This is a genomic window from Serratia sp. BNK-17 (genome assembly GCF_048684935.1).
Lineage (GTDB): Bacteria > Pseudomonadota > Gammaproteobacteria > Enterobacterales > Enterobacteriaceae > Serratia > Serratia nematodiphila.
On record NZ_JBLQTR010000001.1, the window covers coordinates 3,263,681 to 3,285,999 of the forward strand.

General features: G+C 60.5%; 18 protein-coding genes. 6 read left to right on the plus strand and 12 right to left on the minus strand.

Annotated elements, in window-relative coordinates; genetic code table 11:
* Positions 1 to 7: 7 nt before the first annotated feature.
* The 5 genes from ACMGF7_RS15505 to ACMGF7_RS15525 form a co-directional block, all read right to left on the minus strand.
* Positions 8 to 1,816, minus strand: a complete 1,809-nt coding sequence (locus ACMGF7_RS15505) for an extracellular solute-binding protein (protein ID WP_033632554.1) — start codon at positions 1,814 to 1,816, stop codon at positions 8 to 10.
* An 89-nt stretch (positions 1,817 to 1,905) separates the two neighbouring features.
* Positions 1,906 to 3,492 (minus strand): cyclic di-GMP phosphodiesterase, encoded by a 1,587-nt coding sequence (locus tag ACMGF7_RS15510; protein ID WP_049242552.1) that lies wholly within the window; start codon positions 3,490 to 3,492, stop codon positions 1,906 to 1,908.
* Positions 3,493 to 3,904: 412 nt separating this feature from the next.
* Complete coding sequence (gene mepS / locus ACMGF7_RS15515) at positions 3,905 to 4,480, minus strand: bifunctional murein DD-endopeptidase/murein LD-carboxypeptidase (RefSeq protein WP_049242549.1); 576 nt, start codon at positions 4,478 to 4,480, stop codon at positions 3,905 to 3,907.
* Between the two features lie 410 nt (positions 4,481 to 4,890).
* The gene (locus ACMGF7_RS15520) at positions 4,891 to 5,601 is read right to left on the minus strand and encodes a phosphatase PAP2 family protein (RefSeq protein WP_004935741.1); all 711 of its coding nucleotides are present in this window, start codon (positions 5,599 to 5,601) and stop codon (positions 4,891 to 4,893) included.
* A gap of 77 nt (positions 5,602 to 5,678) precedes the next feature.
* On the minus strand, positions 5,679 to 6,653 hold the full coding sequence (locus ACMGF7_RS15525) for a CobW family GTP-binding protein (protein ID WP_021505923.1): 975 nt from the start codon (positions 6,651 to 6,653) through the stop codon (positions 5,679 to 5,681).
* Positions 6,654 to 6,971: 318 nt separating this feature from the next.
* Between ACMGF7_RS15525 and ACMGF7_RS15530 the strand changes: the two genes are divergently transcribed.
* Entirely contained in the window at positions 6,972 to 7,280 is a 309-nt protein-coding gene (locus ACMGF7_RS15530) for a type 1 fimbrial protein (RefSeq protein WP_004935734.1), read from the plus strand.
* 62 nt (positions 7,281 to 7,342) lie between these two features.
* Here ACMGF7_RS15530 and ACMGF7_RS15535 read toward each other — a convergent pair whose 3' ends face one another.
* On the minus strand, positions 7,343 to 8,815 hold the full coding sequence (locus ACMGF7_RS15535) for a mannitol dehydrogenase family protein (protein ID WP_420286502.1): 1,473 nt from the start codon (positions 8,813 to 8,815) through the stop codon (positions 7,343 to 7,345).
* A gap of 292 nt (positions 8,816 to 9,107) precedes the next feature.
* Between ACMGF7_RS15535 and uxuA the strand changes: the two genes are divergently transcribed.
* Positions 9,108 to 10,298, plus strand: a complete 1,191-nt coding sequence (uxuA, locus tag ACMGF7_RS15540) for a mannonate dehydratase (RefSeq protein ID WP_021505921.1) — start codon at positions 9,108 to 9,110, stop codon at positions 10,296 to 10,298.
* A 42-nt stretch (positions 10,299 to 10,340) separates the two neighbouring features.
* Here the strand turns inward: uxuA and yeiP are convergent, their stop codons facing one another.
* Positions 10,341 to 10,913 (minus strand): elongation factor P-like protein YeiP, encoded by a 573-nt coding sequence (yeiP, locus tag ACMGF7_RS15545; protein WP_004935725.1) that lies wholly within the window; start codon positions 10,911 to 10,913, stop codon positions 10,341 to 10,343.
* A 127-nt stretch (positions 10,914 to 11,040) separates the two neighbouring features.
* Positions 11,041 to 12,285: a tryptophan permease gene (gene mtr, locus ACMGF7_RS15550; RefSeq protein ID WP_004935722.1), complete on the minus strand. Its 1,245-nt coding sequence runs from the start codon at positions 12,283 to 12,285 to the stop codon at positions 11,041 to 11,043.
* Positions 12,286 to 12,550: 265 nt separating this feature from the next.
* On the opposite strand from mtr, the gene ACMGF7_RS15555 reads away from it, so the two are divergent.
* Positions 12,551 to 12,805, plus strand: a complete 255-nt coding sequence (locus ACMGF7_RS15555) for a YkgJ family cysteine cluster protein (protein WP_306377578.1) — start codon at positions 12,551 to 12,553, stop codon at positions 12,803 to 12,805.
* A 236-nt stretch (positions 12,806 to 13,041) separates the two neighbouring features.
* Here ACMGF7_RS15555 and torA read toward each other — a convergent pair whose 3' ends face one another.
* The 3 genes from torA to ACMGF7_RS15570 form a co-directional block, all read right to left on the minus strand.
* Positions 13,042 to 15,516, minus strand: coding sequence for a trimethylamine-N-oxide reductase TorA (torA, locus tag ACMGF7_RS15560; protein ID WP_049242541.1), 2,475 nt, complete (start codon positions 15,514 to 15,516; stop codon positions 13,042 to 13,044).
* A 12-nt stretch (positions 15,517 to 15,528) separates the two neighbouring features.
* Positions 15,529 to 16,689, minus strand: a complete 1,161-nt coding sequence (locus tag ACMGF7_RS15565) for a NapC/NirT family cytochrome c (RefSeq protein WP_033632562.1) — start codon at positions 16,687 to 16,689, stop codon at positions 15,529 to 15,531.
* A 233-nt stretch (positions 16,690 to 16,922) separates the two neighbouring features.
* On the minus strand, positions 16,923 to 17,345 hold the full coding sequence (locus ACMGF7_RS15570) for a nucleotide triphosphate diphosphatase NUDT15 (protein ID WP_049242538.1): 423 nt from the start codon (positions 17,343 to 17,345) through the stop codon (positions 16,923 to 16,925).
* Positions 17,346 to 17,592: 247 nt separating this feature from the next.
* On the opposite strand from ACMGF7_RS15570, the gene fruB reads away from it, so the two are divergent.
* From fruB to fruA, 3 genes are read left to right on the plus strand one after another with little or no spacing between them, the layout of a single operon-like run.
* Positions 17,593 to 18,726: a fused PTS fructose transporter subunit IIA/HPr protein gene (gene fruB / locus ACMGF7_RS15575; protein WP_049242535.1), complete on the plus strand. Its 1,134-nt coding sequence runs from the start codon at positions 17,593 to 17,595 to the stop codon at positions 18,724 to 18,726.
* On the plus strand, positions 18,723 to 19,664 hold the full coding sequence (gene fruK / locus ACMGF7_RS15580; protein WP_015378523.1) for a 1-phosphofructokinase: 942 nt from the start codon (positions 18,723 to 18,725) through the stop codon (positions 19,662 to 19,664). Before fruB ends, fruK begins: the two co-directional genes overlap by 4 nt.
* Before the next feature lie 11 nt (positions 19,665 to 19,675).
* Positions 19,676 to 21,361 (plus strand): PTS fructose transporter subunit IIBC, encoded by a 1,686-nt coding sequence (gene fruA / locus ACMGF7_RS15585; protein ID WP_306377576.1) that lies wholly within the window; start codon positions 19,676 to 19,678, stop codon positions 21,359 to 21,361.
* Between the two features lie 61 nt (positions 21,362 to 21,422).
* On the opposite strand, the gene nfo is transcribed toward fruA, so the two are convergent.
* On the minus strand, positions 21,423 to 22,262 hold the full coding sequence (nfo, locus tag ACMGF7_RS15590; RefSeq protein WP_049242531.1) for a deoxyribonuclease IV: 840 nt from the start codon (positions 22,260 to 22,262) through the stop codon (positions 21,423 to 21,425).
* Between the last annotated feature and the right edge of the window lie 57 nt (positions 22,263 to 22,319).

Sequence of the window (22,319 nt, forward strand, 5' to 3'; positions counted from 1 at the left end):
CGACTCCTTATTGCCGCTGAGCCGGTAAGCGCGCCGCCTTGTTGACGTCGTACCACCAGTTGTCAAAGCCGATCGCATAGGCCGGGCGGATCGACGGCGTGGAGAACTTGTCCCAATAGGCGTAGCGGTCGTGGTTGGAGTACCACATCGGCAGCATGTAGTTGTTCCAGGTCAGCACCCGGTCCAGTGCGCGGCCGAGCGGCAACAGGGCGTTTTCGTCGCCCTGATGGGCGGCGATTTGCCTGACCAGGCTGTCGACCGCCGGATCTTTGACGCCGGGGGTGTTATAGCTGGAATCGATGTACTGCGAATCCCACAGAATTTGCAGATCGGCGCTGGGGAACGGCATCGCCATATACACCGTCGACATCATGTCGAAATCGCGCTCGCGCATGCGGCGGGTGTACTGCGAGGCGTCAATCTCGCGGATTTGCATCTCGATGCCCAACCGCTGCAGGTTGTGGCGGAACGGCAGCACGTACTGGAAGTTGCTGCCGCTCAGCAGCATCAGTTCAAAGGTGAACGGCTGGCCGGTTTTGGCGTTGACCAGCTTTTGATTTTTGACCACCCAACCGGCTTCTTTCAGCAGTTGGGTCGCCTTCAGCAGGTTTTGTCGATCGTTGCCGCTACCGTCGGAGGAGGGCGGTTGGTAGATACTGGTAAATACCTCCGGCGGTATCTGGCCCTTGAGCGGTGCCAGCAAGGCCAGTTCAGCGGCGTCCGGGTAGCCGCGGGCTGCGTAGGCGGTGTTTTGGAAATAGCTGTCGGCGCGCTGATAGGCGTTGTAATACAGCGCCTTGTTCATCCAGTTAAAATCGAAAGCCAGGCCGATCGCTTCCCGTACCCGACGATCGGCGAACAGCGGTTTTTGCAGATTGAACGCCAGCCAGCGGGTATTCTGCGCCGCCTGGTTGGTCTCGTCCTGCTTGATGATGTAGTTGCGCGCGAAGTTGCCGCCCTGATATTGGGTGGCCCAGCTCTTGGGCGACGGCTCGATGCGGAAATCGTAGGCGCCGGCCTTGAAGGCTTCCAGCGATACCTTATCGTCCAGATAATAATCGTAGCGAATGCTGTCGAAGTTGTAGCGGCCGCGGTTCACCGGCAGATTGGCGGCCCAGTAGTCGCGCACCCGCTGATAGGTGATGTACTGGCCGAGGCGATAATCGCCGATTTTATACGGGCCGCTGGCGAGCGGCGGGGTGCTGAGCGGTTCGTTGAGCTTATGGTTTTTCCAGAAGCTTTCCGGCAATACGCGCAGGCTGAGCAGGCTGAGGATTTGCTCACGGTTCGCCTTAGGCAGCTCGATGCGTACCGTTAGCCGGGAAATGGCTTTGACCGTGACGCCTTTGTAATAGGAGCGAAACTGCGGCACGCCTTCGGTCATGAATTTATTGAAGGTAAAGGCCACGTCGGCGGCGGTGATCGGGCTGCCGTCCTGGAAGCGCGCGCGGGCGTTGATATCCAATTCCATCCAGCGCATGTCGGCCGGGAAACGGGCCGATTCGGCAATCAGCGGGTAATAGCTGCCGGGTTCGTCGTCGGAGTTGGTGAACAGCGTATCGTACAGCTCCATCGTGCGCTCGCCGGGCACGCCGCGGGTAGCGAAGCGGTTGAAGTTGTCGTAGGTGCCGATGGCCGCCAGCCGCACGTCGCCGCCCTTGGGCGCCGCCGGGTTGACGTAGTCAAAATGGCTGAAGTCGGTGGCGTATTTCGGTTCACCGAGAAGGGCGAAAGCGTAGCTTTCGTTGAGGGCTTCGGCCCGCAGACCGAAGCTCAGTGCCGAGAGCACCAGAGCAGCGAAAATGCGCACGGACATCAGACGGTAAGCTCCTGCTGTGGAATAAAGTACAACCTGCGCCCAGCATAACATTCTTCGGACGGGCGCAGGGTAAAGATGCTTAAAGATTAACTATTTTTTTCCTGATAATCAAAGACCTGATGAGCATTGCAATAAGCGACGAAATCATCGATGCTCAGCGGCTTGCTGAAGTAGTACCCCTGCATGAAGTTGACGCCGTGTTCTTGCAGAAACTGCATCTGCTCGGCGGTTTCCACGCCTTCGGCCACCGTCAGCATTTTCAGCTTTTTCGCCAGCGAGATCACCGCATCCAGCACCGGCGCGGTGACCGTATCCTGGCCGATGGTGTTGACGAAGCCACGGTCAATCTTCAGATAATCCATGGTGAAGCGCTCAAGATAAATAAGCGCGCTGTGCCCGGTGCCAAAATCATCCACCGCGATCTCGATGCCCTGTTTGTGCAGCCAGTCAAACTCCGTCAGCGCGCTCTCTTCTTCCACCATGCCGCGTTCGGTGATTTCAAACACCAGCGTAAAGTAATCGCCCGGCAGCTGCGTCAACAGTTCATACACGTCCTGGTGAAACGACGGTGCGCTAAGGTGGGCGGGGGAAATGTTGAGGCCGACTTTACCTCCCCGTGGCAGCGCTTTGGCGAGCTGTGGCGCATCTTCGGCGATCAGCCTGAACAGGTGGCGGGTAAGCGGCACGATCAGCCCGTTGCTTTCGGCGTAGGGGATAAAGACATCGGGTGGGATGCGGCCCTCGATCGGATGCTGCCAGCGGATCAGCGCTTCCAGCCCGCCGATGCTGTTGCTATCGGTATGGAACACCGGCTGGTATTCGATAAAGAACTCGTTGCGCTTGATGCCGCGCAGCAGCGCGCGTTCCGGGCTTTGCCGCAGCAGCAGCATGTAGTAGCAGAGTACGCCGGTCATCAATGACAGCACCAGGCTGCCCAGCAGCGTCAGGCGAATGTCGTTGGGGGTCAGTTTCTCGTTGTAGAACAGGATGGTCAGCGGCAGATTGGGCAGCGTCAGGGTATCCGCCTTGCCCTTCGGTAGCTGATTGACCGGCATCAGGTTCGGGCTGAAAGTGGTCAGCGCGCGGTTGCCCATCACGATGGCGATGCCCGGCGCCTGTTCGTCGTGCGAGGTGAACAGCAGGTAGGGCATCAGATCGATGTCCAGCGTAGCGAGGATGCCGGTGGCCTTTTCGGCGGGATGTCGCAGCCAAACCGCAACCGCCGGTTTATTTGGCACCATCGGCGTACCCTGCTGCAGCTTGAGATCCAGAGGCAGATCCCAGTCGATATCCTTATAGATATTTTTCATCGGCAACATCATGTCGCCCGTGGCGGAGGAGCAATAGGCGTAGCCGTCCTTCACCAACAGGAAGGTGCGCACGCCGCTGGTAAAGGCCGCCTGGTAGGTAATATCCGACTGGCTGGAGAGGCAAGGCTTGTCCAGCAGCGGCATCATTTGCCGCATCACCGCCGTCAGATGCGAGATATAACCCAGCGTGAACTTTTGCGTGCGCGCTTCGACCTTATGTTGATATTGCGTGCGCTGGTGGTTGATCAAAGAAAGCGTGACCGCGGTGAATAGCGTAAAAAATACCAGGGCGGCGACACCGCTTTTAGCCAGGCTGCGTTGTCGGTGAGACACGCTACGGGCGAAAGCTCTTTTCAAGCCCATAACCGAGTCCTCTGCAACCGGGCGTCAGGCGTGTCGCGCAGCCAGTTAATGGATTGTGCCAACGGCTTTTTTTTCATTTTTGCCTTTTTATCCCGTACCAACCGGCGGCGCCATTTAAATATGCGGCGTCGCCGACAGAAATATCATGCGCATAATATCAGCGGAAACGTTTTAAATAACGCCGGGGTGCCGTTGCCATCATCTGACGATAATAGGCGAGTTTTTCCTCGACGGGGCGATTTCCTGCCAACAGTTTATCAAAATAATGGCGTGCGGCGGCGTTAAGCAGGGAAAGGTGACGATAAGGCAGGGATCAATTTTGATGATGCCTGTTCGACAACCAAAAAAAACGCCGCCCGTGGGCGGCGCTTATCGCTCGTTTGGTATTCAGGATCTTCAGGGCGTTGCGCCGTTAACCGTTGGTCAGCACCCGGCGCGCTTCTCGATAACGTTTATTCCAATAGTTATCGGTCAGCTTGGAAATCATGACCCCACTGCTGGTGGAGGCGTGAACGAACTGATCGTTGCCTAAATAGATGCCGACATGGCGCCCGGTAGAACCGGCACGGAACAGCACCAAATCGCCGGCGCGCAGCTTGGTGCGCTGAATTTTCTTGCCGAGATCTTCCTGTTCATAGGTCGAACGCGGTAAATCCATGCCGAACTGTTCGCGGAAGGTGCGCTGTACAAACGCCGAGCAATCGATGCCGCGCTTGGTGTCACCGCCTAAGCGGTAGCGAACGCCTTTCCAATCCGCGTACTGATCCATAATCTTTGACTTGACGTCAACGTTGCGGACCATCGCTTCGAATTCATCCTGAGAGGCTTGCAGTAAAAGACCGTCTTTGTCATTAACTGCACGCATCTCAGTTTGTGCGTTATTCAAGTTCGAAGTGTGAGTCGAGCTGCACGCTGACAGCATAACCGCAGCGGCAATTGCAGGGACTGCCCGCAAAAAATATCTCAGAAACGGTTGAGATTTGACCATTGTTGTTGTTTTCCCTTGAAGTCCTTAACGACGAAAGTCGCTACCTGAAAAATGCCAAACGAAACGAGCCTAGTCCGCACCTGTTGCATCGACAACCAGTTACCGTTGAAAACGTGCGAGAACGCACATTTTTATCGGATTTCATACTGATTCGACTTAAACCAGGCACAAACGCATCTGAGATTACCGGAACCAATAGGGGATTGCGAGCCTTTTTCCCGTCTTTTTTATATGAATTTGTGATGTAACATAATGTAAATCTTCATATAAAAAACGCCAATTGCCCGATGTATGAATCTGGCGTGAAATCAGGTTGCAAAAGCGTTAACGAACGGTGGGGAAATTTTTGCGCGCGGCGAGGGGAAGAGGGCGGGAGGCGTAAGCCTCCCGGCATGAGTCATAGACACAAATTATGGTTGGCCGGGGCGGTGCTTACCGGGCAACAGGCGATTCAACCGATCGACGATCCAGTCGCTGCAAGGCGTCATCAGCACCCAGCTGGCGCCAACCAGCACCACGGACAATGAGCCGACGGCGATATCGGTAAACCAGTGGGCGCCAATCATCACGCGCGGCAATGAGAAGACCAACGTAATCAGCAGGGCGACGGCGAAGGCGCCGCGGCCGAAATAGCGCAGCATAAAGCAGGAAAAAATAATCAGCATCATGCCGTGGTCGCCGGGGAAGCTGTCGCCGGAAGCGTCCTTGGTGGGGATGCCGGTCAGCTCGCTGACGCGATGGATATTGTCAAAGGTCAGGGTGGGGCTTGGATGTTTCACCGGCAGCAGGTGGCCAAGCTGGTTCAGCACCACGGCGGTCAGCAGCATCACCACGCCGGTGATCACCAGACGGCGGCGGCCGGCGGCGTCCTGCTTCAGATAAAAGTACAGATACAGCAGCCCCATGGCGAGCAGCGAAATCACATCGAACGCGCGGTTGTTGGTGATGGCGACCAGGTGTAAAAACGCCGGGTCGGTGGCCAGATGGCGGTTAAAGAAGAAGAAAATCGCCGAATCCAGGGTAAACCAGCCGCCGTGATTGGCCGGCAGGAACCAGGACAGAAACAGCGCAACGCCCAGTAAGTTGAAGAAGAGAATGAGGGGTAAATTGCGGCGTGTCATGACATAACCTGTTGGAAAAATGAAAACGAAATAAAACCCGGCAGCCCTGCGGCAACCGGGGGGCAACGGTACGGGGTCTAACTTAAACGAATCTTAAACAAGGCGGATTGCAGGGCATTCCAATCGGCATTTTCGCTGTGGATAAGCTCAATTCGGCTGTCGAGCGGCGCGACCGGGCGGGTTTCGATGTTGAGATCCTGCCCCTGACGATTGATCAGCAATGTGCCTTCGGGGATGCGTACCACGCCTTTGGCGCGTTCGACCGGCGCGAGTCGCACCCATTCCATGAAGCCGACGGTGTCGAACCGGGTATCGCCGTCAAAAATCCAGCCGCAGCTGGCGAAGCCTTGCCCTTCATTCAACGCTCGCCGCCAGCGGGCGTGCTCCGGCAGCCGCAGCGCCGCCAGCCCCTGCTTTTTCGCCTGACCATGATGATGCTGCGCGTCCGGCAATTCTGTACGATTCGTGCGCGGAAGTGACAACAGCGCGCCATCCGCTTCGCCTTGCGCGATGGCGTAGCAGGGCCGCTGCAGCGGGTCTTGCGCCTTCCAGGCCTCCAGCGCCAGCCTGTCTTCCGGCCGGTAGGTATCGCTTTTGCTGGCCAAAATAATGTCGGCCGCGGCCAGCTGATCGCGGAAGTTTTCGTTGTCGCGGTAGCGCGGCTGGCTGAGCTGGCGGGCATCCAGCAGGCACAGGGTGGCCTGCAGATCGATCCAGCCGGCATAGCTCTCCTGGGTCAGCAGCGACAGGATTTGTTTCGGATGCCCGAGCCCGGTCGGCTCGATCAGCAGCCGATCCGGTTTGGCCTGCTGCAACAGCATATTCAAGCCCACCTGCATCGGCAGGCCGTTGACGCAGCACATGCAGCCACCGGGGATCTCTTTGAGCACCGCGCCGCTGTCTGCCAGCAGCGCGCCGTCAATGCCGATCTCGCCGAATTCATTGACCAATACCGCCCAGCGTTCATGTTCGGGCTTATGAGCCAGCAAATGGCGGATAGTGGTGGTTTTGCCGCTGCCGAGGAAACCGGTAATCAAATTGGTTTTGGTCATTAATAATTCCTGGCGCAAAAATTAACCTGCTTAATAAATGAGTTACGCAGCCGTGTCGGTGAAACGGCCGCAATTTAATTTGTGCTCTATCTCGCAAATTTTGCACGTCACCATGCGCTTTTCAACCGACAAAATCCACCGTTTATAACAAGAAAATTCTTAGATAAAACCCTGTATTAGATGCGGTTAACTTTTGTTAGTAGCTTGTTTTTACATTGTTAATGACGAGATTAACGATCAAATCTCGTCCCTTTCCTTGCGATTATTCCTAACAAGTTCCTCTATGGTTAAATTGGCTTAACTAAAAATGAGGTTGCCATGAATACCTTTCGGTTATTTTTGATCGTAGGAATGTTGTTTTCATGGACGGCAGTGAGTCAGGCAGGAGTGGCCGGCGGGGTAATTCGCTTCGTCGGCTCTATCGTTGAAAGTCCTTGCACGGTCAAGATTGCAGATTCTAAGGCGAATACGCAATGTTACCGCAACGGCCAGCATTATCAGGCCCAGCAAGCGTTGTCAGGTTTTGATACTACACGCAAAGAACTTCCGCTAAATCTAGGCACAACCGAAATGAAGTGGGTAGACCAACAGAAGAAACTCGCTGTTATGACGGTCGTTTATCGTTAAGTCGTTCCGCCATGCCGGCGTAACGTTACGCCGGCATGGTTATTCTCGGCCCTGCAGGCTCCTCACCGCATCACCCACTCCTTCACCGTTTCACGCGCGCCGCGATCGCGCAGTGATAAATAGGCTTGCGTCACCGCTTCGCTAAACGCCGCATGCGCCGCCAGCGTTTCGCCGAATACCGATTTCAACGCCAACAGCGCCGCTACGCGCCGTCGATCGTCCGTTGTGGCGGCGATCGTCTGCTGCAGCACGTCTGCCAGCGGATCGCGAATGTCGATCGGCTCACCGGCGTCATCGACGCCGCCGACGTAACGCATCCAGCCCGCCACGCCCAGCGCCAGCCCGCTATAGTCGCCGCCGTGCCGCAGATGCCAGCGCACGGCATCCAGCAGCCGCTGCGGCAGCTTCTGCGTGCCGTCCATGGCGATCTGCCAGGTGAGGTGTTGCAGCGCCGGATTGCTGAAGCGCGCGATAAGCTGTGCGGCATAATCGGGCAGGCTGATGCCGGTGACGCTCAGCGTTGGCGCCTGTTCGTTCAGCATCAACCGCAGGGCGGCGCGGCGGTAGTGCTCACCCGCCATGCACTCGTTGATATAGCGGTAGCCGCCCAGGTAGCCTAAGTAAGCCAGGAACGAGTGGCTGCCGTTCAGCATGCGCAGCTTCATGTGTTCAAACGGCAGCACATCGCTGACCAACTGGGCGCCGGCCAACTCCCACGCCGGGCGTCCGGCGGTGAAGTTGTCTTCCACTACCCATTGAATGAAGGGCTCGCAGGCGATGGCGCATTCGTCGCGCACGCCGCCCAACGCGGTGGCGATCTCATCCAGCGTGGCCGGCGTGGCGGCCGGCACGATGCGATCCACCATGGTGCAGGGGAAGGTAGCGGCGCTGGCGATCCAATCGGCGAGCGACGGATCTCGCGCCTGCGCCAGATCGAGCACCGCCCGGCGCAGCACATGGCCGTTCTCCGGAATATTGTCGCAGGAGAGCAGGGAGAAGGCGGGCAGGCCGCGTTCGCGCCGCAGCCGCAGCGCTTCCACCAAAATGCCGGGCACGGTCTGCGGCTGATGCGGCCACGCCAGATCGGCGACGATCCCCGAATGCTGTCTGTCCAGCCGTCCGCTGCCGGGCTCGATGCAGTAGCCTTTTTCGGTGATGGTCATCGAGACGATCGCCACCTGCGGTTCGGCCAGCTTCTCCAGCACCGCGGCGATGCCCTCCAGCTTGCGGTGCAGGCTCTCACGCACAGCGCCGATCACGATAGCCTGATGGCTGTCCGCGCCTTTCTCCAGCACGCTGTACAGATGATCCTGTTGCCGCAGCGCCTCAAACAGCGGCACGCCGCCGGACAGACTGATCTCGCAAATGCCCCAGTCGCCGCCTTGGGCGTTCAGCACCCGATCGGTCAGCAGCGCCTGATGCGCGCGGTGGAACGCGCCGAAACCCAGGTGCACGATGCGGCTGCGCAGGGCCCGGCGATCATAATTCGGTTGCCGGACGGCGCCCGGCAGCGGGGTGTTGGCGATCGTATTCATCTCATCTCCAAAGCGAGTAGACAGCTGGCGGGCCACTTGCGTCAAGTTAGCGGACCAGTTTGTCGCCCCATCAACAAGGGCGCGCTGACGATAAAAAACTGCCACCAGTCTAAAGTTGTCGGCAGGTTAAGGGAATTGGTCAGGCCAAAATAAGCCAGAATCGTGAAGCGGATCAACCAATGAACGGTTCAATTTTGACAGCGCGCGGCGAAAGAGTAAGTTAAATCTAGCTGACATCTAAATTAAACTGGTATAACAACATCGCGATGCGAGACAGGCATAAGGACACAACATGGAACAAACATGGCGTTGGTATGGCCCGAACGATCCGGTCTCTTTGGATGACGTGCGTCAGGCCGGGGCGACCGGGGTGGTCACGGCGCTGCACCATATTGCGAACGGCGAAGTCTGGCCGATCGACGAGATCCGCGCGCGGCAGGCGCTGCTGGCGGAAAAGGGGCTGGTGTGGTCGGTGGTGGAGAGCGTGCCGGTACATGAGGAGATCAAAACCCACAGCGGTGACTGGCGGCGGTACATCGCCAATTACCAGCAGTCACTGCGCAATCTGGCGGCCTGCGGCATCGACACCGTTTGCTACAACTTCATGCCGATCCTCGACTGGACGCGCACCGATCTGGCCTATCCGCTGCCGGACGGTTCCAAAGCGCTGCGTTTCGATCAGGTAGCCTTCGCCGCGTTCGAGCTGCATATCCTGCAGCGCGCCGGCGCCGAGGCGGACTATACGGCGCAAGAGCGCAGTCAGGCGGCGGCCTATTTCGCCGCCATGAGCGAGGAGGAGAAAGCCACGCTGACCGGCAACATCATCGCCGGGCTGCCGGGTGCGGAAGAAGGCTATACGTTGGAGCAGTTCCGCCGCCGCCTGGCGGAATACGACGGCATCGACAAGGCGCGGCTGCGCGAAAACATGGCGGTCTTTCTGCGCGCCATCGTGCCGGTGGCGGAAGAGGTCGGCATCCGGCTGGCGGTGCATCCCGACGATCCGCCGCGGCCGATCCTCGGCCTGCCGCGCATCGTCTCCACGATCGAAGACATGCAGTGGCTGAAACAGACCGTCGACAGCATTCATAACGGCTTCACCATGTGCACCGGTTCCTACGGCGTGCGCGCCGACAACGATCTGGTGCGGATGATTGAAACCTTCGGCGACCGCATTCACTTTACCCACCTGCGCGCCACCTGCCGCGAGGAAAACCCGAAAAGCTTCCACGAGGGAGCGCATCTGCAGGGCGATGTGGACATGGTGGCGGTGATCGAAGCGATCCTGACCGAAGAACTGCGTCGGCAGCGGGCGGGCGATCGGCGGCCGATCCCGATGCGCCCCGATCATGGGCATCAGATGCTGGACGATTTGAAAAAGAAAACCAATCCGGGCTATTCGGCCATCGGGCGGTTGAAAGGGCTGGCGGAGCTGCGCGGCGTCGAGCTGGCGCTCAAGCGGCGCTTTTTCCCGGAATTGCCGTAGCGGAAAATGAAACGGGGCCGAGTATCGGCCCCGTAGGCGCGACTAGTCTGCGCGGCTCATGTAGCGGCGTTCGGCGATATGAATGCGAATTTTGTCGCCGGCGCTGAGGTATTCCGGCACATGGATCACCAGGCCGGTCGCCATGGTGGCCGGTTTGTTGCGGGCGCTGGCGGAAGCGCCTTTAATGCCCGGCGCGGTCTCGACGATTTCCATATCCACGGTCTGCGGCAGCTCCAGCGCCAGCACCTGGCCATCCAGCGTCAGCACCTGCATACCCGGCAGGCCGCCTTCCGGAATGAACAGCAGCTCGTCTTCGATCTGGTCTTTCTTGAAAATGTACGGGGTGTAGTCTTCGTCATCCATGAACACGTATTCTTCGCCGTCGATATAGGAGAAGTTCACCTTGCGGCGCGACAGGGAAATGGTGTCCAGGATATCGTCGCCCTTGAAGCGTTCTTCCACTTTCAGGCCGGTGCGCACGTCGGAGAAGCGCATTTTGTACAGGGTGCTGGCGCCGCGGGCGCTCGGGCTCTGCACGTCGATATCTTTTACCAGCAGCAGCTTGCCGTTGTAGCTGATCGCCATGCCGCGCTTAATTTCGTTAGCTCTTGCCATTTCAATTTCATCCGCAATGAAGAGTATTAGAGAAGTTGCGACAAGGTACTCGCGCCGCCGATTTCAGGCAATAGCCCGGCGTAAAAACAGTGCAGGAAAGGGAGAGCAGGCGCTCTCCCTTCGAGGATTACCGGAAGACCGGCAGCAGGCCGAACAGCGACAGAATATGTGCGGCGGCGTTGATCAACCCGAACAGGATGACGAACAGGATCACGCCGTTGCCGCCCGGTGCACGGTAACCGGCCTGCGGATAACGGCGGCGGCTGGCGCGCGCCATCAGCGCCGGCACGATCACCGCCCAGACGGTGGCCGCCAGCCCGGCGAAGCCGATGGCGTACAGGAAACCGTTCGGGAACAGCAGCGCGGCCAGGGTCGGCGGCACGAAGGTCACCAGGGCGGTCTTGCTGCGCCCGACGGCGTCGTCCTTGAACTTGCAGAAGTCCGCCAGATAATCGAACAGGCCCAGCGATACGCCGAGGAACGAGCTGGCCAGCGCCATATAGGAGAAGGCGTTCAGCAGTTGGCTGACGGTCTGGCTGCTGGAGACGTTGCCCATTTGCTTGAGCAGGCTGCCGATATTGCCGCCTTCGGCGATCACTTGCTTAAAGGCGTCGCGCGCGATATTGCCCTGAATCACATACTGCCACAGGATGTAGATAGCCAATGCCAGCAGGGTGCCGTACACCAGGCTGCGCACCACGGAACCGCTGTCCTTGTGGTAGTACTTCACCAGCCCGGGAATGTTGCCGTGGTAGCCGAACGAAGTCAGCAGGTAAGGCAGCGCCGCCAGGGCGTAAGGCAGATAGCTGGCCCGATCATCGCCGGTGTTGAACAGCACCGCGGGCTGCACGTGGGTGAACATGTCGCCCACCGACATCACGAAGGTGATCACCATACCGCCGATCAGAATGGTGCTCAGGCGATCGACCGCGCGGGTGGAGAGCCAGACGATAAACGCCACCACCAGCGCGAACACCAGGCCGGCGGTAGTCTGGCCGACGCCGACGATGCCCTCCAGCGTGTGCGCGATGATCGAGCCGCCGGCGGAGATATAGGCGTAGGTCAGGATGTACAGCACGAACGCCACCGACAGGCCGTTCACCGCGTTCCAGCCTTTGCCCAGCAGATCCTTGACCATGGTGTTGAAGCTGGCGCCGCTCGGGTAGTGCAGCGTGGCTTCGAGGATCATCAGGCCGGACAGCAGCATGCAGGCCCAGGTATAAACCAGCAGCGCGACGGAGCCGCTGAACCAGACACCGGAAGTGACGATCGGAATGGAAAACATGCCGGCGCCAACGGCGGTTCCGGCAATGATCATCGCGCCGCCAAGGACGGAAGGGCGGGCCAGCTTCTGAATGGTGTCCGTAGACATGCGTGCTCCTGAGGGAAGAAGTTCTTTTGTACTAGCTCAATAGTACATGGGCGCATGGCGCATGTAAAGCGAAGGAATTGCACGTTTCACGCGTTTTTTTCTTTAAATCAAGGTTTGCTGGGCGTTTATTCGCCATCGGGTGCAGCCGGCCGGCGCAGAGCGATGAGTGTAAAGATCGCGGGGACGCAGGGATTCTGCTGGCGGTGGCCGCGTGCGGCTGCTATTGTCGCGCTTCTTTCCCCCCAGCCCACCAGGAGTAGCGCTGATGGACTGTCGCAGCGACTGCGGCGCCTGCTGTATCGCGCCGTCAATATCCAGCCCGATCCCCGGCATGCCGAACGGCAAGCCCGCCAATACTCGCTGCATTCATCTGGATGAACGGCAGCGCTGCGGCCTGTTTCATTCGCCGCTGCGGCCGAAGGTGTGCGGCAGCCTGCAGCCGAGCCGCGACATGTGCCACGATCACCGCGATCAGGCGCTGATTTACCTCGCCAGACTGGAGGCGGACACTGCGCCTTAAGCGTCTTTCAACCGCCACAGACACAGCGTCGCGCCTGCCGCCATCGCAGCCGACCCGAACGGTGTGGGGGAACGGCGTAGTGGCTGTCTCTCCAGGTGCCGTTCATGGCGGTCGCAGAGAAATACCGGATATTTAAGGCTATTCCTTTTGCACGGCGCGTACAGAGACTGGATAAAAAATGCCGGTCAGGCTTAACTGACCGGCATTACGCGTTGCGCCCTCTGTTTACCGTGGGATCAGGCGCCTTGCGGCACTGCGTGCGCGGTATTTTTCAATACCGGCCCCTGATACTTCTCGATCTGCAGCTGCGCCATCTGCCCGCAGTTGCCCTGCGCCAGGCTGGAAGAGCCGATGTCGAAGGTCAGACAGTTGACGTTGCCGTTCTTGCACAGCGAGCCGGGCTGCGCCGGATCGGCCGGATCGAACCAGGCGCCTTCGCTGATGCGCACCACGCCGGGCCGCACGTCTTCGCTGACCACCGCGCCCACCAGGATCTGACCGCGATCGTTAAACGCCCGCACCAGATCGCCGCCGCTGATGCCGCGCGGCTGCGCGTCCTGCGGGTGGATCAGGATCGCTTCACGATCCGCTACCGCGTATTTCTCGCGCAGCGGCGTGTTATCGAGCTGGGAGTGCAGCCGGTTGGTCGGGTGCGCGGTATTGAGCGACAGCGGATATTTGGCCGCTTCCGGCCCGCGATACCACTCGTGCGGCGGCATCCAGGTCGGAATGCCGGGGCAATCCTCGTAATGCATTTTGGCGATGGCGTCGGAGTAGATCTCGATCTTGCCCGACGGCGTGCCCAGCGGGTTCAGCAACGGGTTGTCGCGATAGTCGGCGAAGCGCACCCACTGCTTATTGGCCTCCGGCACCGGGAAGCGCACGTAATTGTTGGATTGCCAGAACATGTCGAACGGCGGCAGCGCCACCCGCGCGGCGCGCGCCTGGTTCTTCATGTCGTCGTACATGCCTTTCAGCCACTGGGTTTCATCCTTGCCCTCGGTGAAGGCTTCCTGTACGCCCAGCCTGGCCGCCATTGCCGAGAAGATGTCGAAGTCGCTACGCGACTCGTGTTGTGGCGGCACGCATTGATGCATCGGGAACACGTAGAGCTGCGAATAGTCGCCGCCCATTTCCAGATCGTTGCGCTCGTAGCTGGTGGTGGCCGGCAGCACGATATCGGCATGCTTGGCGGTAGCGGTCCAGTAAGGCTCGTTAACCACGATGGTGTCCGGCCGCTGCCAGGCTTTGACCAGGTTATTGGTGTCCTGATGCTGGTGGAAGGTGTTGCCGCCCGCCACATACACCATTTTCACCTCGGGGTAAGTGACCTTGGCACCGTTGAAGTCGATGGTTTTGCCCGGGTTGCTCAGGCATTCGGCGATGCGCGCCACCGGGATCGGCGCCGGCGAGTTCTTCGGCGCGTTGCCGGCGGAGATGCCGGCGATGATGCCGCCCTTGGCGGTCGGGCTGCCGCCGGAGGAATAGTGATAGCTGAAGCCGAAGCCGCCGCCCGGCAGGCCGATCTGGCCGAGCATCGCCGCCACCGTCACCAGCAGCCAGTGCTGCTGCTCGCCGTGGTGCTGGCGCTGAATGCCCCAGCCGCCCATGATCATGGTGCGATGCTTCGCCATCTCACGCGCCAGACCGCGCAGCGTGTCGGCAGCGACACCGCTGATGTCGGCCGCCCATTCGGCGGTTTTCGCCACGCCGTCGCTCTCGCCCAGCAGGTAGGCCTGGAACTTGTCGAAGCCGACGGTGTAGGTTTTCAGGAAGTCCGGGTTATGCAGCTTCTCGGTCAGCAACGTGTGGGCGATGCCGATCAGCATGGCGCCGTCGGTATAAGGGCGCGGGGCGATCCACTGCGCATTGACGAACTTGGCGCTGTCGCTGTGCACCGGATCGATGCTGATCACCCGGGTGCCTTTCTTCTTCAGCGCCTCGAAGCCGGTCTGGCCGACGTGATCCGGCACGTTCCAGCTGTTTTTCAGCGTGACCATCGGGTTACAGCCCCACAGGATCACCAGCTCGCTGTTCTCGATCACGTTCGGCCAGGCGGTCTGCTGTTCGTAGACCTCCATCGAGCCGACCACGTGCGACATGATCACCTGCGCTGCGCCGGTGGAGTAGTCGCCGGCGTAGCCGAGGAAGCCGCCGGTCAGGTTCATCAGACGCTGCAGCAGCGTGCGGCTGTTGTGCAGCATACCGACGCTTTTCCAGCCATAGGAACCGGCGTAGATCGACTGCGGCCCGTGATCTTTCTGCAGGCGAACGATCTCATTGCACACCAGCTCGGTCGCTTTGTCCCAGCTGACGCGCACCCACTCGTCGCGGCCGCGCAGTTCGGTGCGGCTGCCGGGGCCGCCTTCCAGCCAGCTTTTGCGCACCATCGGATATTTGATGCGGTTCTCGGCGTGCACCTGATAAGGCGCCATGGTGATCAGCTCATTGGGATACGGATCGTCCTGCACCGGCTGCACGCCGACCATCTTGCCGTCCTGCACGATGGCCTCAAACGCGCCCCAGTGGGCGCCGGTCAGAATGCCTTTCTGCGCCTGACGCAAGACGATGAACTGCGGCAGCGCTTCGCTGATGGCCTGCGCCAGCGCCGCTTTGGGCCATAAGCCCGCCAGCAGCGGGGCGGCGGCCAGCGCGGCGGCGCCGGTCAGGAAGCGGCGGCGGCTCATGGTTAACGGTTGTTGGTTGCTCATTGCGCTTCTCCCTTAAAGCTTGGCCGGTGCGGCAGGTGGCATGTCGCTGGCGTGTTTTTGTACGTATTGCGTCAGCACGCGCAGCTGTTCCTGCGTCAGCGAGGTGCGTGGCGCCATGCCTTTGATGACGCCGATCCATTGGTTGGCGTTGAAGCGATCGAGCGCGGTCAGCCCGTGGCAGCCGGTACAGTTGGCCGACATCATGTCCGCGGCGTAGCGCCAGATTTTTTGCTGATCGTCAATCAACTGCTTGCGCGGCAGCCACACCTGCAGAGAAACCTGATGCCAGACCAGGCCGGTTTCCGCATCGGTCTGGGTGGCGGCGGTCTTCAGCTGTTGGCGTGCTTCCTCACCCAGCAGCACGCTGAGGATGCGTTTGCCCTGCGCGGCGTAGAACACTTCGCTGACCCCGTCCTGCTGCCAGCCACTGACGGTGGCCAGCACTTTGTCGCCATCCTGCTTGACCACCTGCACTTCGGTGGACGGCATCAGGTTGCCGGCGTTATGGCTGTCGTTGGCGCCGAGGAAGAACGGCTCGGTGGCGATGGTGTAGAGGGTGGTGGCGTCCGGTGCGGTCAACGCCGCGGCCTTCGCCAGCTCGGCGGCGCCGGCCTGGGTTTCGCCGCTCATGTCCGGCAGGATATGCGCCACGCCCTTGTGGCAATCGATGCAGGTTTCGCCCTGTTTGATCGCCACCGGGTGCTGCAGGCGCGCCTCAGGGCGCTGGGCGGTGATGTCCATGGCGTCGTAGCTGTGGCAGGAGCGGCAGGTGGCCGAGTCGTTCTCTTTCAGCGTTTTCCAGACTGACTGCGCCATCGCCAGCTTGTGCGCTTCGTATTTCTCCGGCGTATCGATGGTGCCGACCATTTCGCCGTAGATGTCTTTTACCGCGCGGATCTTGGTCCACAGGTAGTCGATCGGCTGATGCGGCACGTGGCAGTCGGCGCACTCGGCGCGGATGCCCTTGGTGTTCTGGAAGTGGACGCTGCCTTGATATTCGGCCAGCGGCTGTTGCATGGTGTGGCAGGAAACGCAGAAGGCGGTATCGCTGGTTTTATGGAAGACGGTGGCGGTCCCGGCCAACAGCGCTGCGCCGAGGATAATCCCCAGCAGCAAAAGCCATAGCCATCCCCACCGACGCTTTTTTTCAAAGCCAGTCAGTTTTTTGCTCATGGTAAACCCGCTTATAATTATGAATTTAAAATAAAATCTTGCCAAAAGGCCACCGACCGGAGGTCAGAATGCCACGTCGATTGCAGGGGTAATGATAGAAGAGGGTTAACCCCATAGGGTTATCCGTAGTCAAAAAAATGGCGTATATCGCAAAAAATAGCGTTATATTCTAATTTATATAACGATAGGGCGCTGCGGCAGGGGAAGCGAGCACAGCACGCGCTCGCATTGGATCAGACCGCTGGCAGGTAGGCCAGGCCGCTCAGCCACAGGCGGATGGCGGTGCGGCTGGCTTCGAAATGGGGTTCCGGCAGGGCTTCAGGCGCGCACCAGCGCCATTCGGAGCATTTCTCGGGCTCTCTCAGCTCGGCGTTGCCGCCGGGGTGATCCACTTGCAGGCAGATTGACACCGTGTGTTTGCCTTCGGCGCGCCAGGTTTGCAGATTGTTGCTGACGCCAACGAAGCGCGGCGGGTCGATGAGCAACCCGGTCTCTTCGGCGATTTCGCGCTGGGCGCACTGCTCGAAGGTTTCACCGGCATCCAGATGCCCGCCGGGGATCGACCAAAAGGGCGCGTGGGAACCGCAGCGTTTGCCCAACAAAATCTCGCCTTGCGGGTTGACGATGATCACCCCGACGCCCGTCACTACGTTCATGCTTTTCTCCGTCAGCAAGGTTTCAGCACAGTATGTCATTTTGCCCCGGCGCTGGCCAATACGCCGGCAAAAGTGTGCGTAAGCTCAAAAATCTGCAATGGCGAAAGGGAGAAAGCTTGCTTTCGCCTTGTGCTGCTCACACACTCCTTGAAACGTTTCAGCGTTGTCCGGCCGCTTGTGGCGAACGGATAACGCTCCTTTTTCTCAATGAAGCTGAAACGATTCAATTCAGCAGGAGAGGAGAATCATGTTCCAGTTGTCACCGCAAGACATTCATCTGGGCGCCGTTGCCGACGGTAAGCAAGAGGCCATCCGCCTGGTGGCCGCCGCCCTGACCGAAGCCGGCTGCGTCAGCGCCGGTTACGTGGACGGCATGCTGCAGCGCGAACTGCAGACGTCCACCTATCTGGGCAACGGCATCGCCATTCCGCACGGCACCACCGATACCCGCGATCTGGTGTTGAAAACCGGCGTGCAGGTGTTCCAGTTCCCGCAGGGCATCGCCTGGGGAGAAGGCCAGACCGCCTATGTGGCGATCGGCATCGCCGCCCGCTCCGACGAGCATTTGGCGCTGCTGCGCCAGCTCACCCACGTCCTGAGCGATGACAGCGTGGCGGAGCGGCTGGCGCAAACCACCTCTGCGGAAGAGCTGCGCAGCCTGCTGATGGGCGAGCAGCAGAGCGCCGAATTCCAGTTCGACGTTTCGCTGATTGCGCTCGACGTCGCCGCCGACAGCCTGATGACGCTGCAGGCGCTGAACGCCGGCCGGCTGCAAAAGGCCGGCGCGGTCAACGCGCAGTTCGTTAGCGATGTCATCACCCGCAAGCCGCTGAACCTGGGGCAGGGCATCTGGCTGAGCGACAGCGTCGAAGGCAACCTGGCCAGCGCGGCCACCGTCAGCCGCCCGGCGCAGGCTTTGGTGGAAGACGGCGAGCCGGTGGCGCTGCTGCTGACGGTGTCGGTCGCCGACGCGCAGCCGCTGGCGGTGCTCAACTACCTCAGCGATCTGCTGCTGGCCAATAAAGCTGAACGCTTGCTGAAGGCGGATGCCGCCGGCGTGCTGGCGCTGCTGACCAGCGAAGTGGCCGAGGAGAGCAGCGTGCTGAGCGCCGAGTTCGTGATCCGCAACGAGCACGGTCTGCACGCGCGGCCGGGCACGGCGCTGGTCAACGTGATCAAAAGTTTCAACAGTGACATCACCGTCACCAACCTGGACGGCAGCGGCAAGCCGGCCAACGGGCGCAGCCTGATGAAGGTGGTGGCGCTGGGCGTGAAGAAAGGGCATCACCTGCGCTTTACCGCCAATGGAGAAGATGCTGAAGCCGCGCTGAAGGCGATCGGCGAAGCGATTAATGAAGGACTGGGCGAGGGCGCAGCATGAGCAGAAGAGTAGCAACGATCACCCTGAACCCGGCGTACGATCTGGTGGGTTTCTGCCCGCAGATCGAGCGCGGGGAAGTCAACCGGGTAAAAACCGCCGGCCTGCACGCCGCCGGTAAGGGCATCAACGTCGCCAAGGTGTTGAAGGATTTAGGCATCGACGTCACCGTCGGCGGCTTCCTGGGCAAAGACAATCAGGACGGTTTCCAGCTGCTGTTCAGCGATCTGGGGATCGCCAACCGCTTTCAGGTGGTGCCGGGCCGTACCCGCATCAACGTCAAGCTGACGGAAAAAGACGGCGAAGTCACCGACTTCAACTTCTCCGGTTTCGAAGTGACGCCGCAGGACTGGGATCGCTTCGTCAGCGACTCGCTGAGCTGGCTGGGCCAGTTCGACATGGTGGCGGTGAGCGGCAGCCTGCCGGCCGGCGTCGATCCTGACGCATTTACCGACTGGATGACCCAGCTGCGCGCCAAGTGCCCGTGCATCATTTTCGACAGCAGCCGCGAAGCGCTGGTCGCCGGGTTGAAGGCCTCGCCGTGGCTGGTGAAGCCGAACCGCCGCGAGCTGGAAATCTGGGCCGGTCGCCCGCTGCCGACGCTGGCGGACGTGGTTGAGGCCGCGCATGCGCTGCGTGAACAGGGCATCGCCCACGTGGTGATCTCCCTCGGTGCGGAAGGCGCGCTGTGGGTTAACGCCTCCGGCGCCTGGATCGCCAAACCGCCGTCCTGTGAGGTGGTCAGCACCGTGGGCGCCGGCGATTCGATGGTCGGAGGCCTGATTTACGGCCTGCTGATGCGCGAATCCAGCGAACACACTCTGCGTCTGGCCACGGCGGTAGCGGCGCTGGCGGTCAGCCAAAGCAACGTCGGCGTGACCGATCGTCCCCAGTTGGCCGCGATGATGGCGCGCGTCGATCTGAAACCTTTCAATCAATAGCAGGAGGCAGAATGAAAACGCTGCTGATGGTAGACAGTTCGCTGGGGCAGGCCCGTGGCCACCTGGCGAAACGCATGCTGGAGGCCGCCGCGGCCAAAACTGGCCTGACGCTGGTCGAGTCGCTGCAGGACGCCGAACTGGTGGCGGTGGCGGGGCAGGCTGCTCCTGCTGACGCCGGGCTGAACGGCAAATTGGTGTATGTGGGCGAGGTAGAACAGGCGGTGCGTGAACCGGACGCGTTTCTGGCGCGCGCCCAGGCCGAAGCTGAAACCTATCAGGCGCCGCAGGCGGCGGCTGCGGTGAAAGCCGGTGGGCAAAAACGCATCGTGGCGATCACTGCCTGCCCAACCGGCGTGGCGCACACCTTTATGGCGGCCGAAGCCATTGAAAGCGAAGCGAAGAAGCGCGGCTGGTGGGTGAAGGTGGAAACGCGCGGCTCCGTCGGCGCCGGCAACGCCATCACCCCGGAAGAAGTGGCGGCGGCGGATCTGGTGATCGTCGCGGCGGACATTGAAGTGGATCTGGACAAGTTTGTCGGCAAACCGATGTACCGCACTTCGACCGGCCTGGCGCTGAAGAAAACCGCCCAGGAGCTGGACAAGGCGCAGGCCGAGGCAGAAGTGTTTCAGCCGCAGCAGCGCGGCAACGCGGCGCCGGCGGCGAAAAAGAAAGAGGGCAACGGCCCGTATCGTCACCTGCTGACCGGCGTGTCCTACATGCTGCCGATGGTGGTGGCGGGCGGTTTGTGCATCGCGCTGTCGTTCGTGTTCGGCATCAAGGCGTTTGAAGTCAAAGGCACCCTGGCGGCGGCGCTGATGCAGATCGGCGGCGGCTCCGCCTTCGCGCTGATGGTGCCGGTGTTGGCCGGTTTCATCGCCTTCTCCATCGCGGATCGTCCGGGCCTGACGCCGGGCCTGATCGGCGGCATGCTGGCGGTGAGCACCGGCGCCGGGTTCCTCGGCGGCATCATCGCCGGTTTCCTGGCGGGTTATGTCGCCAGGGCGATCAGCAGCAAACTGCGCCTGCCGCAAAGTATGGAAGCGCTGAAGCCCATCTTGATCATTCCGCTGGTGGCCAGCCTGATCACCGGCCTTATCATGATTTACGTGGTCGGCACGCCGGTAGCGAAAATCATGGAAGGCCTGACCCATTGGCTGCAATCGCTGGGCACCGCCAACGCCGTGCTGCTGGGGGCGATCCTCGGTGGCATGATGTGCACCGACATGGGGGGGCCGGTGAACAAAGCGGCCTACGCGTTCGGCGTGGCGCTGCTCAGCTCCTCGGTGTATGCGCCGATGGCAGCCATCATGGCCGCCGGTATGGTGCCGCCGCTGGCGATGGGTCTGGCGACGCTGCTGGCGCGCCGCAAGTTCCCGAAATCCGAACAGGAAGGCGGCAAGGCGGCGTTGGTGCTGGGGCTGTGCTTTATTACCGAAGGGGCGATTCCATTCGCCGCCCGCGATCCGATGCGCGTGTTGCCGTGCTGCATCGCCGGCGGGGCGCTGACCGGCGCGCTGTCGATGGCCTTCGGCGCCAAGCTGATGGCGCCGCACGGCGGCTTGTTCGTGCTGCTGATCCCAGGCGCGATTTCGCCGGTGTTGCTGTACCTGGTGGCGATCGCCGCCGGCACGCTGTTGGCCGGGGTGGCTTATGCCCTGCTGAAACGTGCTGAAGTACCGGCGGCCAGCGTGGCGTAACGGCGATCCAGCCATAAAAAAACCGGAGCCCAGGCTCCGGTTTTGTCGTTTGGGCGCCGCGTTACTGCTGCGCCTTCAGCCAGGCGATCTCTTCGGCCCAGATATCCGGGTTTACCGTTTCCAGAATCAGCGGGATGTTGTCGAAACGCGGATCGCGCATGATGTAGCTGAACACCGTTTTGCCGATGTTGCCTTCCCCCAGGCTGTGATGGCGGTCGACGCGGCTGTTGAACTCGCTCTTGGCATCGTTCAGGTGCATGCCGCACAGGTAGTTGAAACCGACGATGTCGCCCAACTGCTTGAAGGTGCGCTCGCACTCTTCTTCGGTGCGCAGATCGTACCCGGCGGCGAAGGCGTGGCAGGTGTCGATGCAAACGCCGACGCGGCTTTTGTCTTCCACGCCGTCGATGATCGCCGCCAGGTGCTCGAATTTGAAGCCCAGGTTGCTGCCCTGGCCGGCGGTGTTTTCGATCACGGCCGTCACGCCGGCGGTTTTGTCCAGCGCGATATTGATCGATTCGGCGATGCGCGCCAGGCACTTGTCTTCATCGATTTGCAGCAGGTGGCTGCCGGGGTGGAAGTTCAACAGCGTCAGCCCCAGCTGCTCGCAGCGCTGCAGCTCGTCGATGAACGCCTCGCGCGATTTTTCCAACGCGTCGGCCACCGGGTGCCCCAGGTTGATCAGGTAGCTGTCGTGCGGCAGGATCTGCCCCGGCCCATAACCGTACTGGGCGCAGACGCTCTTGAACTTATCGATCACGTCTGCGGCCAGCGGCGCGGCCTTCCATTGACGCTGATTTTTGGTGAACAGGGCGAACGCGGTCGCCTCCAATTCGTGCGCGCGGATAACCGCCTGATCCACGCCGCCTGACGCGCTGACATGTGCACCGACAAACTTCATCTTCATTCTCCTGTGTTATCGGTGACATTATGGCATTGATAGCGGGCGGATTGAATG

Bases quoted from the DNA above. Each gene is read 5' to 3' on its own strand.
- fruA (WP_306377576.1), top strand. From the start codon at position 19,676: ATGAAAACGCTGCTGATGGTAGACAGTTCGCTGGGGCAGGCCCGTGGC.
- mepS (WP_049242549.1), bottom strand. From the start codon at position 4,480: ATGGTCAAATCTCAACCGTTTCTGAGATATTTTTTGCGGGCAGTCCCT.
- fruB (WP_049242535.1), top strand. From the start codon at position 17,593: ATGTTCCAGTTGTCACCGCAAGACATTCATCTGGGCGCCGTTGCCGAC.
- ACMGF7_RS15505 (WP_033632554.1), bottom strand. From the start codon at position 1,816: ATGTCCGTGCGCATTTTCGCTGCTCTGGTGCTCTCGGCACTGAGCTTC.
- mtr (WP_004935722.1), bottom strand. From the start codon at position 12,285: ATGTCTACGGACACCATTCAGAAGCTGGCCCGCCCTTCCGTCCTTGGC.
- ACMGF7_RS15535 (WP_420286502.1), bottom strand. From the start codon at position 8,815: ATGAATACGATCGCCAACACCCCGCTGCCGGGCGCCGTCCGGCAACCG.
- ACMGF7_RS15530 (WP_004935734.1), top strand. From the start codon at position 6,972: ATGAATACCTTTCGGTTATTTTTGATCGTAGGAATGTTGTTTTCATGG.
- nfo (WP_049242531.1), bottom strand. From the start codon at position 22,262: ATGAAGTTTGTCGGTGCACATGTCAGCGCGTCAGGCGGCGTGGATCAG.
- ACMGF7_RS15565 (WP_033632562.1), bottom strand. From the start codon at position 16,689: ATGAGCAAAAAACTGACTGGCTTTGAAAAAAAGCGTCGGTGGGGATGG.
- torA (WP_049242541.1), bottom strand. From the start codon at position 15,516: ATGAGCAACCAACAACCGTTAACCATGAGCCGCCGCCGCTTCCTGACC.
- ACMGF7_RS15570 (WP_049242538.1), bottom strand. From the start codon at position 17,345: ATGAACGTAGTGACGGGCGTCGGGGTGATCATCGTCAACCCGCAAGGC.
- ACMGF7_RS15510 (WP_049242552.1), bottom strand. From the start codon at position 3,492: ATGGGCTTGAAAAGAGCTTTCGCCCGTAGCGTGTCTCACCGACAACGC.
- ACMGF7_RS15520 (WP_004935741.1), bottom strand. From the start codon at position 5,601: ATGACACGCCGCAATTTACCCCTCATTCTCTTCTTCAACTTACTGGGC.
- yeiP (WP_004935725.1), bottom strand. From the start codon at position 10,913: ATGGCAAGAGCTAACGAAATTAAGCGCGGCATGGCGATCAGCTACAAC.
- ACMGF7_RS15525 (WP_021505923.1), bottom strand. From the start codon at position 6,653: ATGACCAAAACCAATTTGATTACCGGTTTCCTCGGCAGCGGCAAAACC.
- uxuA (WP_021505921.1), top strand. From the start codon at position 9,108: ATGGAACAAACATGGCGTTGGTATGGCCCGAACGATCCGGTCTCTTTG.
- ACMGF7_RS15555 (WP_306377578.1), top strand. From the start codon at position 12,551: ATGGACTGTCGCAGCGACTGCGGCGCCTGCTGTATCGCGCCGTCAATA.
- fruK (WP_015378523.1), top strand. From the start codon at position 18,723: ATGAGCAGAAGAGTAGCAACGATCACCCTGAACCCGGCGTACGATCTG.